Source organism: Cupriavidus sp. 10L43_2 (genome assembly GCF_056395265.1).
This window is the reverse complement of the sequence record NZ_JBFTJE010000036.1, coordinates 1-3,045: the sequence shown is the minus strand read 5'-3', so window position 1 is coordinate 3,045 and position 3,045 is coordinate 1. Positions and strand designations below refer to the sequence as shown.

General features: G+C 54.9%; 4 protein-coding genes. All 4 read left to right on the top strand.

Annotated elements, in window-relative coordinates; genetic code table 11:
* On the top strand, positions 1-1,666 hold a 1,666-nt coding region (locus tag AC1DEL_RS27400; protein ID WP_477126479.1), incomplete at its 5' end, for a VENN motif pre-toxin domain-containing protein.
* Positions 1,663-2,121: a DUF6853 family protein gene (locus tag AC1DEL_RS27395; protein WP_211943502.1), complete on the top strand. Its 459-nt coding sequence runs from the start codon at positions 1,663-1,665 to the stop codon at positions 2,119-2,121. The genes AC1DEL_RS27400 and AC1DEL_RS27395, both read left to right, overlap by 4 nt.
* 251 nt (positions 2,122-2,372) lie before the next feature.
* Complete coding sequence (locus AC1DEL_RS27390) at positions 2,373-2,735, top strand: hypothetical protein (protein WP_211943501.1); 363 nt, start codon at positions 2,373-2,375, stop codon at positions 2,733-2,735.
* Between the two features lie 23 nt (positions 2,736-2,758).
* Positions 2,759-3,045: hypothetical protein (locus AC1DEL_RS27385; protein WP_441593848.1), on the top strand; the 287-nt coding region annotated here is incomplete at its 3' end.

Below are 3,045 nucleotides of genomic sequence, written 5' to 3'. Positions count from 1 at the left end.
TGTGCCGCCGATCTGTTACGGCACCACGGTGAGCGCCAGCGGCAGTGTGAGCAGCGGCAAGACGGATAGCACCTATGCATCCGTGGTGGAGCAAACCGGGCTCTATGCCGGCAAGGGCGGGTTCGATATCAACGTGGAGGGGAACACCGGCCTGAAGGGCGCGGTGATCGCGAGTACGGCGGAGAAGGACAAGAACACGCTGACCACCGGCACGCTGACAACGAGCGATATCGAGAACAAGGCCGAGTACAAGAGCGATACGTCGACGATTGCGGGGAGTTTCAGTGGCGGGCAAGGCGGCACGAGTGTTCTCCAGAACCTTGCGGATAGCTTGGCGGCGACGGCCGCTGGGAACGCTCAGAAGCCGACAGAAGGGGGCGCCGGAGGGACCACAAGGAGTGCGATTGCTGATGGGACCATCAAGATCAAAGACGCGACTGGACAACAAGAGAAGACCGGGCAGACGGCAGAAGAGACGATTGCTGCGCTGAATCGTGATACTGCCGCAGCGAATGAGAGCGTCAGCAAGATCTTCGATGAACAAAAGGTCAAGGATGAGCAAGCGTTCAAACGGTTGATGAGCGAGACCGTTCAACAGGCAGCGCCCATGCTCTACAACCAAGTGGGCAGTGCTTTGGAGAACTCCACCCCTGAAACCAAGGCCCTTGTACACGCTTTGGTGGGTGGTCTGATTTCGCAAGCACTGGGGGGCAGCTTTGCGGCGGGCGCCGCAGCAGGCGGTGCCGCATCTCTGGCAATGGAGACGTTTGGCGAAGCGTTGCTAGATGTGGACGGACTGAGCGATGCCGATCGGAAGGCCCTGGTTCAACTAGCAGGGGCTTTCGTAGGTGGGGTGGCGGGTGCCGTAGCTGGTGGGTCGCCGAATGATGCAGCAGCAGGCGCAAACGTAGGCAAGGTGGCGACGGAGAACAACTACCTGAACCATAAGCAAAAGCGTGAAAGAGCCGAGGCTCTAGCCGACTGTAAAGATGACCAGTGCGAAAAGGAAGTGCGAGACGAGTACGCGAGGAAGTGGACCGAGAATCGCGAAGACGTTGCGAACTGCTCGAGCTACGCAGAGTGCACGAGCCTGGCGCAGGAACTCCGAGCAGAGCAGAATGCTCAAGGGCAGCGTATCGCGGAACTGCAGGGAAAGGGGCCTACTAACTGGACCGAGGCGGAGCGACTAGAGTACGCGGACTTGCGCCTTGGCGACACGACCGTCAACCAGATGCGCAGCCTAGCCTTGGCTAGTGCGGCACGATATGGGGTGGACAGCTCTCTCGGCTCGCCGGAGATCGCCGATCTTATTGCCGACGTCGGGATAGGCGCTGCATCTGGCTTTGGCGCTGCAACAGGCAAGTATTCGCCCAATGCGGGATCAGTCGGTAACATGAAACAATACTTGACCGGCGATGGTTTTGGAGCAAAGTTAAACGAGTCAATTCGGAAGACATCGAAGATCTATGACGGTCAAAGTGTCTACAGAGTGACGGATGACGTTGGGCCGTATCTGAAGAAAGGCGATCAGGTGTATCTCGATGGCGATCACAAGAATCATCTGGAAGTCTTCGATAGAAACGGAAAGTCTACGTTCGTGATGAATTTGGATGGAACGCTGAATGCGGAGAAAACGCAAGCTGCTAAAGGTAGGACATTGAAATGATAAAAATTTTTCGAAAAATTAGAGACTCTTTGTGGAATTTCGCTAGTGCAAGAGGATTGTCTCCCCAGAAAATCGATGATGATTTCAATTTGAATTATTCACGAGACAATGATCAGCGTTTCACAAGTGACGTAGTAAGTTTATCTGAATTGATGCGTGTATATGACGAAGCAATGGCGGAGGGCGACCTTTTAACGGCAAGGTGCGCCCTCGTGGAGGCGCAGATATTTGCTCATAACTTGAGTAATTTCTTCTGGGACATCAAAGAGGATCTGGTAAAGGTGGCTAGTGAAAAGATCGAGGGTATCGCCGATGATCGCTGGGAATGGCCTCCTCTTCCGCAGCGATATTCTTACCCTGACAGGTATCAGTTCCGCGACGAGAAGCGGGTCGTGGATATTTTCGGGAGTAAGCAAGTGTGGAATGAATCAAGGCAGCAATGGGAAAGTATTTAACGGGAGTTCGTAGATAATTAAAATTTAGAATTCAAAGCAGATGAACGTCGTGCCGCCGGTGGCGAAAAACACCTCTCGGGGGCGGACAATGCAGTGGAATTCGAGTATAAAATAGATTAAGTATGGGTCATTATAAATGTTTCGCCACAATCGTCGCGGCCCTCTCTTTGACCGCCTGTTCTACCTACGCCCCGCTACCCATAGGTCCCGACGAACCCGTAGCCGAACTCTACGGCACAGGCAACTTTTCCATGACCAGCCCGGTCATGGACCCCAAAGGTTGCTACCAAACCAACATCCGGATCGAGAATCAGCCCTTGCAGGTTCGGGCAAACAAATCGCTGGTTATCGCGATTGACGGCTCGGTGGGGATGTATCGCTGCAGGGATATGATCAAGTTCAAGCCGCAAGCCGGTCACAAGTATGTCGTGCATGGCCTTCCTGGCCGCGATGACACAGCGCACCAGACATCGGTATTCCAGCGCGCGATCAGCGCGAACACCGGGCACTGCCATATCGAGATTCTCGATGAAACGAAAGAGGGCGATGCCCAGCGGCTTGCGGTGCAGCGCACGGAGCCAAGGCAGAAAGGCTTTGCCTGCATTACCTTTTAGTTCCGATTTCTAGCCGAGTCATCGTGGTATTCCTAAGTCCTGAAGACTTCATTGACGCATCCGCCGGGGCGGCTTTCATTTCGACACGCATAAACCATCGCATCGAAAGCCGTCAGGACACGGACGACTACCACAGCCGCGAATCGTCATCGGGCATGCAGGCCAGCATCTGTGTGCCGCCGATCTGTTACGGCACCACGGTGAGCGCCAGCGGCAGTGTGAGCAGCGGCAAGACGGATAGCACCTATGCATCCGTGGTGGAGCAAACCGGGCTCTATGCCGGCAAGGGCGGGTTCGATATCAACGTGGA

What these genes read in the sequence shown, in the direction of transcription:
- AC1DEL_RS27395 (WP_211943502.1), top strand. Translation starts at nt 1,663, where the DNA reads ATGATAAAAATTTTTCGAAAAATTAGAGACTCTTTGTGGAATTTCGCT.
- AC1DEL_RS27390 (WP_211943501.1), top strand. Translation starts at nt 2,373, where the DNA reads ATGACCAGCCCGGTCATGGACCCCAAAGGTTGCTACCAAACCAACATC.